The sequence below is a fragment of the Sporocytophaga myxococcoides genome (assembly GCF_000775915.1).
Classification (GTDB): Bacteria; Bacteroidota; Bacteroidia; order Cytophagales; family Cytophagaceae; genus Sporocytophaga; species Sporocytophaga myxococcoides_A.
On the sequence record NZ_BBLT01000009.1, the window covers coordinates 245,431 to 251,693 of the forward strand.

Sequence of the window (6,263 nt, forward strand, 5' to 3'; positions counted from 1 at the left end):
TTTTCAATTAATGATCCTGGCATAACTTCTTCCTCATTCAGAAAAGGAAATTAGGGATCCTGAATTTTTAATTTTAATGTATCAATAAGGTTGCTTTTTATGAGAATAAACGAATCTTCAAATTCATATTCTATTGCTTTATCTGAAAACTGACAGATATATCCATGAGGCTTCCTTATAATTCGTAAAGCATTTGTAAAATCTTTCATCATAAACTTATTAAATAAAACAAGTTCATAATTTCTATGACACCTATCCTTATATTGTTTAAATTGTCCATTGATGATCCTGAAAGAGGAATAGGAAATACTTATTGTCACACCTGCAATAAGCATGGTCACAATCATCTCAACAATAGTATATGATTTGAAGATATCAGTCCTTTAATAGCTAATACTTATAATTTTCCATTAAAGAGATCCTTCCTGAAGAATTCGAAATTATAAAAAATGACTTTAAAGAAATTAAATCAGGTGTAATCCGATTGGCAGCTTCTAAAGATCTCATTTACCATAATAGGTTAACCTCCGCACAGGTTGCTGACTTATTACTTCTTTTTTCATTTGGCAAAGAGAGATTTAACCTTGCCAAATTTGCTTTTGCATATATTATGGATCCCAGAAATTATAATAAAGTTACTAAAAACTTTATATTCAATGGAACATCTCAGGAACTATGGTATTATCTGGGAAATATCTCATAAGTACTACTGATTTAAAATTATAAAAGAACATAGTTTACTTTATCGATTGTAAAAATAGTTTTATAAGGCTAAATTTACGATTCGTATAAAATTAATTTTAATGAAAAAATTTTTTCTTTTCACATTACTATACACCAGCTGTCATTTTAGTTTTTGTGCTAACCTTTATAGTCGCAATGATGGATCTTGGGATGATCCAGGCAATTGGTCAACCACACCAGGAGGGCCGTCCTGCAACTGTCTACCCTCAGAAACTGATAATGTAACTGTAAATAACAATTTGTTTTTTACAAACTTGACCGTAAAGACTGGCGGCAGTATACTCATCGAAAACGGACAATTCTTGCAGGGCGGTATAATAAATGTTCAGGGAGGTTTATTCGATTTATTGAACGGTCAAGTCATATCTACTGATTTCAATGTGCAGTCAGGAAATATCAATATAGGAGCTCTTTCTCAATTAACATCAAATAATTTCACAAACTACAGCAACAATGTAGTAGTTAATGGTGCACTTACCTCCTATGGTGATTTTCAGAACTTCGGTTACATCGATGGATCCGGGCTTTTAGGTCATACCGCGTTCACCACAACAGGCAATATAAACCCTCTAATTACTGATTTGATTGTCTTTGTAGCGCCCGTAAAGTTAATCAGTGTTTCTTATACGATATCCTCAGACATTGAGCTTAGGTGGAAAACCATAGCTGAGAAAAACAATGCGGGATTTGAAATATACCAAAGTGAGGATGGCATAAATTTCTTTTCAATAGGATTTCAGGAAGGAACGAATAATACTTCCGGAATTTCAGAATACTCATATATATTGTCTTCAAACTCTTCTTGTTATATAAAAATCGTTCAAATAGATAATGATGGGCAACAAGAAGAACTAAAGACGATTTTTATTGATTTAGGCGCCAATAGTAATACTGTTTTAATCTATCCTAATCCTGTACAGGCAGGTGAAACTGTAAATGTAAAAATTGATAATACAAACAATAGTACTCGTAACTATTCAGCCAACCTATATGATTTAAGTGGGAGCCTTCTTAAACAATTGGATAGAAACAATATGAATTCAATATCCACGAAAGAATTAAACCCAGGGACATATGTTTTGGAAATATTAACGGGAAAAAACAGCCTGAAAAAATATTTGATTGTCAGATAAATTCTGCTCTTATATAGACATTAAGCTATTAAGATATTATTTTTTATAATCACAGAACCTATAATTTGATAGCATTTTTGCTGCTTCAGCGGGAGACTGTAAACATAAAAAGATACTAAGTAATATGGATGACGACTTGTAGTGTTATCCATATTACTCTAGAGTGATGTAGTTACCCCAACCTCTTATTTCTTTATTGCATTAGTGAGTTCAATAATATCCCTAGCCTCTATTTGAATTCCTGAACCTGGAATGATCGTGTAAACTACTGATTGATTTTCTATATCAAACACAAAAAATTGCTTGGCATAATCAATGGCAGTTGTAAAATAGCAATAATTCTTGTCTTTGGACGCAATTAGACTTTCTATCTCGGATTGTTTGGCTACTTTATATTTATAAGGATATAATTTCAACAATTCAACATCAAGTACAGGTTTGCTATCGATCTTTGATGACAATAGATCTTCATTGATCAATAAAGTTTTATTTTTTAATATAGGAGTCTTACTGTTATATTCACTAACCAACGACTTTATTATAGCACCTCTTCTTCCAACCATGGATTTTTCCTTCACCAAAACCACAGCATCATTAATATTCTTGATCATATATGGAATTCTGAAATATGACTCCTCTGCAGATGTTTCTGTACCATATATATCAAAAGGTGCATAGGCTATTTCATCATATGATGTAAATTTTCCAATGGATTTCTTTCCTCCGTTATAAAGTGCCAGCCAGTATCTTGAATGATCAAAAAAACTATTCCCTCTCGGCCTCATAAGAGTAGTTGTTGAACTTTGCATATCAACTCTAATCAACAATGGAATAAAAATACTATAAGCAGGATTTTTAATATATTCCGAAAGTTCACTTTCCTTGACAACTTTATAAGGAGTTACTTTCCAATATTCTTTAAATCCTTCCTCCAATTTCTTATCAAACTCTTCGTCTCCAGACAAAACTAAGAGTGTGGTTGAATGAAGAAAAGTTTGCAATTCTTCGCTATCTGTCCCGAGATAACAATACTGTCCATAGGCAAAAGTTGAAATAAAAAACAATAAGACACAAAGTAAACCCGCTGGTTTAAAATAATAAAAATTCCTTTTCATTTTAGTTGAGTTTTTATTTCCTAAATTATTTAATCTTACCACATTAAGCAAGCCAAAGCAGCAAGAACCTCATCGAAAAAGAAAAAGTACCTGTCCGAAGTGATAAGTTACTTTTTTCAGATACTTATTCTTCTTCTACTTTTCAAACTCTCTTTCTTAAAAACAATTCTTCTCAAACTTAATCTATCGATCCCTTTCAACCTTTTTATTATCATCCGACTTCGATACAGCGTAGTATTACTTGCGGAAAGGTTGTGGGAGTTGCTACCCTGTTGAAGCTATCAACAAAATAATGAAGCGTTATATCAGATACTACCAACCTCAATCTTTTAAAGAACTTTTCAACTGTATTATAAGATCTGTTGAAGACTATAATATTTTCAGACCTCATATGCTCTCAATGGGCTTACACCTTTGGAAGCGTATATCCAAAAACTTCCCGATATGGACTTTTCAGAACAAATCAGACAAGCCAAAGCCATGAGACTCGTGCTAAACAGAAAAAGTACCTGTCCGAAGTGTTAAGTTCACTTCTTTCAGATACTTTTTTTATTCTACTTTTTTAAAATCTCTTTCTTAAAAACAACTCTTCTCAAACTTACTCTATCTACATCTTTCAACCTTTTCATTTTCACGCACTTCGTTGTATCGAAGTATTACTTGCGGAATGATTGTGGGATTAGCATGCCAGAATGGGAGTTGTGGAGCAGACTTCCATGCATCACCCTATATTTATTTCTAAATTCACTTCTCCATCATTAAAGATTTTAGTAAAAATCTCTACTAACTCCAATATGCGAACTTTTTCAAATTTAAATTTAATATGTATTTCGTTTAAATTGAAAACATTTTCTCCTGTTTCATTTAAAATAAATTTAACCTCATTAGAATTCACTATAACTTTACTTAAACAAGAATATGAGACCATATTAGAAAGACTATATTCCAAATAATACTTTGACCAGCCATTTTCAATATCATCTTCAGTCTGTTCATCTAAATACTGAATAATCAAGGTATTTTCATATGAATCATCTTCAGAAAATCCAATAATTAGTACATCATCTTCATTTGTGGATATTTCTAAAATTCTGCAATCTAGTTTTGATATTTTCGTCATACAATAAATTTACTATTTTCATTTCCATCGACTTCGCTACAGCGAACCATTAATTGCGGAAAGATTGTGGGACGTCAGAAGAGGATTAGGGGCCTACTCTTTATCAATACCTCCAGGAATTTTGTATATATTTTTTGCAACTTCATCTGGTGGCACATAATTTCTTATAGTAATATAATTATCTAGTTCATCAACATTTATACTCCTACCATCCGAAGTTTTTACATTATCCAAATAGTCCCAAGTATTTGCATCATTGAAAACAACTATTTCCCAACCATTGCTTACCTTATATGTTACATTTCCTGCATAAATTTCATCAGGATCCTCTGTTGGATATACCTGCAATTCACCTGTTTCAATTTTTCTTAATAAGTCAATAATTTCTATTTCCTCTATCATAATTTTAATAACCTATTACTGGTCGTTTTGTAGCATTAATAAAATTCGTCAGTCTAACATCTCTAGTTATTATCGTAGCATTGTTATTTATTGCATCAGCTACTACTTTCGCATCTTTGGGGTGTAAACTTCTTTTCATCCCTGCTGCTTCCTCTCTCAATGCATCCACCTGAGCTTTGCTACCACCTTTTTTAGACATAGTAGCACCTGTGTCTTTCATAAAGCTTTTCAATTTATCTTTATCTCCTTTAACTAAAAACTCTTTTGCAGCTTGCGTTGAAATCACAGGCTTCTTACCTCCAATCGCTTTTATCACTTCAGCTTTCTCACCCTTTTCAATTGCCGCAATTAAGGTATTATTATCTAATGCAACTTTACCATCTTTAGCATTTGCACTAGCTGCCTTAAAATCAAGGTCAGGTAAACTTACCCCCAACTTCTTCATCCCCTTCTGAACCGCATCCTTACCCAACTTCTCAAATTTATCCCCTAATGCGTTTTCTATGAAAGTTGTTAGGCCCGCCTCTAATAGCCCCTGAGTTGTTACATTATCTATACCAACCTCGTCTATATATTTGAATATGCTTATAACCGCTTCACCTGCTACTTTTAATTTTCCAGGTGAAACCATGTCTACGGCGCTCTCAAAAATTGCATCCCTAAAACTTACCTTATCATAAGCCTCTTCAAAAGATTTTACATTTTCATCAAACATGTAGGCTGTCAACATTTGCGTAGCAATATTGATACCCACTTCTACTCCATATTTCAGAATAAAATTGAGAAACTTTCCATCCTTATCTATAGCCTGAATTGGAGTATTCTGTGCATAGGTATAAGGAGACTGGAATGCAAATTTCGTAGCATCGGGATCTATACTCAAGAACCTCCCTAATCTCGAATCATACATTCTGGCTCCAAAATCATAATCAGAACCATCGACATCAAATTCATTATCCTTTTCCTTTCCATTGAAGCCATACCTATAAACCACTTTAGTGTATTTCCTGCCCGGCATCAAGGATCCAAAAGCGTAATAATCGGCTGTTGAAGTTATATCAGCAGTATAAGAAAGAACGTTTTGCCCTGAAACAACTGGTATCTTTCGATCCGTAAAGACCGTCAATATATTACCCAGATGATTACTTGCCTCAAATAGCTTCTTGCCTACCGAAGTTGCAAAAATACTGTTTGATATAGCTGTTAATGTAGTAAGATTTTTATCCTTATCCAACAAGCCTAACCTATTGATTCCATAAAGCGTCTGATCTTTCAAGAAAAACTCCTGTGCGCTTGTGGTTTTTCTTTGCTCATATGTACTCATTACATTACCCACTCCGTCCCTTACATAATACAATGTTGTCCAGGTAGAGGCATCTGTTTTGGTCGCTGGAGGCTTAGAGATTTTTGCGACCCTGTTTCCTAATGCATCGTACTTAAACTCCAGATCCGGCTTTGTGCTGCCTGAAGAACGTGTTACTTTCGATATTTTTCCGCTCACTGTCCACTCGATTGTGGCTATCCCCTCCTGAACATCAGATTTCAAATTTCCAATTTCATCATAGTCATAGTTGTTATTAGCCTGATTGTCTATATCATCAGCATAGTTTCCGTTACCTACCGCATCACTCACAGATCTTAACCTGTTCGTATTTCTGGTATAGCCATTAGCTATCGTCTCATACTTGTATGTCAGATCATCCATGGCTAATGGTGTAGGCGTTCCTGAAGTTACCAGTTTTCCGTTAC

General features: G+C 33.8%; 8 protein-coding genes. 3 read left to right on the forward strand and 5 right to left on the reverse strand.

What is annotated here, in order from left to right; translation table 11 throughout:
* Window positions 1–50: 50 nt before the first annotated feature.
* A complete protein-coding gene (locus MYP_RS19655) occupies window positions 51–347 on the reverse strand; it encodes a hypothetical protein (protein WP_045467321.1) in 297 nt (98 codons plus the stop codon).
* Between the two features lie 71 nt (window positions 348–418).
* Between MYP_RS19655 and MYP_RS19660 the strand changes: the two genes are divergently transcribed.
* Both MYP_RS19660 and MYP_RS19665 read left to right on the forward strand, forming a co-directional pair.
* Window positions 419–703: a DUF4476 domain-containing protein gene (locus MYP_RS19660; protein WP_262506808.1), complete on the forward strand. Its 285-nt coding sequence runs from the start codon at window positions 419–421 to the stop codon at window positions 701–703.
* Between the two features lie 100 nt (window positions 704–803).
* Window positions 804–1,877 (forward strand): T9SS type A sorting domain-containing protein, encoded by a 1,074-nt coding sequence (locus tag MYP_RS19665; RefSeq protein ID WP_045467325.1) that lies wholly within the window; start codon window positions 804–806, stop codon window positions 1,875–1,877.
* A 185-nt stretch (window positions 1,878–2,062) separates the two neighbouring features.
* On the opposite strand, the gene MYP_RS19670 is transcribed toward MYP_RS19665, so the two are convergent.
* Complete coding sequence (locus tag MYP_RS19670; protein ID WP_156140745.1) at window positions 2,063–2,992, reverse strand: hypothetical protein; 930 nt, start codon at window positions 2,990–2,992, stop codon at window positions 2,063–2,065.
* A 292-nt stretch (window positions 2,993–3,284) separates the two neighbouring features.
* On the opposite strand from MYP_RS19670, the gene MYP_RS26210 reads away from it, so the two are divergent.
* Window positions 3,285–3,476 (forward strand): hypothetical protein, encoded by a 192-nt coding sequence (locus MYP_RS26210; protein WP_156140746.1) that lies wholly within the window; start codon window positions 3,285–3,287, stop codon window positions 3,474–3,476.
* A 237-nt stretch (window positions 3,477–3,713) separates the two neighbouring features.
* Here the strand turns inward: MYP_RS26210 and MYP_RS19675 are convergent, their stop codons facing one another.
* The 3 genes from MYP_RS19675 to MYP_RS19685 all read right to left on the reverse strand — a co-directional run.
* A complete protein-coding gene (locus MYP_RS19675; RefSeq protein WP_045467327.1) occupies window positions 3,714–4,112 on the reverse strand; it encodes an Imm10 family immunity protein in 399 nt (132 codons plus the stop codon).
* Between the two features lie 93 nt (window positions 4,113–4,205).
* Window positions 4,206–4,514, reverse strand: coding sequence for a DUF7693 family protein (locus MYP_RS19680; RefSeq protein ID WP_045467329.1), 309 nt, complete (start codon window positions 4,512–4,514; stop codon window positions 4,206–4,208).
* A gap of 4 nt (window positions 4,515–4,518) precedes the next feature.
* The coding region (locus tag MYP_RS19685) for an RHS repeat domain-containing protein (RefSeq protein WP_045467331.1) at window positions 4,519–6,263 on the reverse strand (1,745 nt) is incomplete at its 5' end.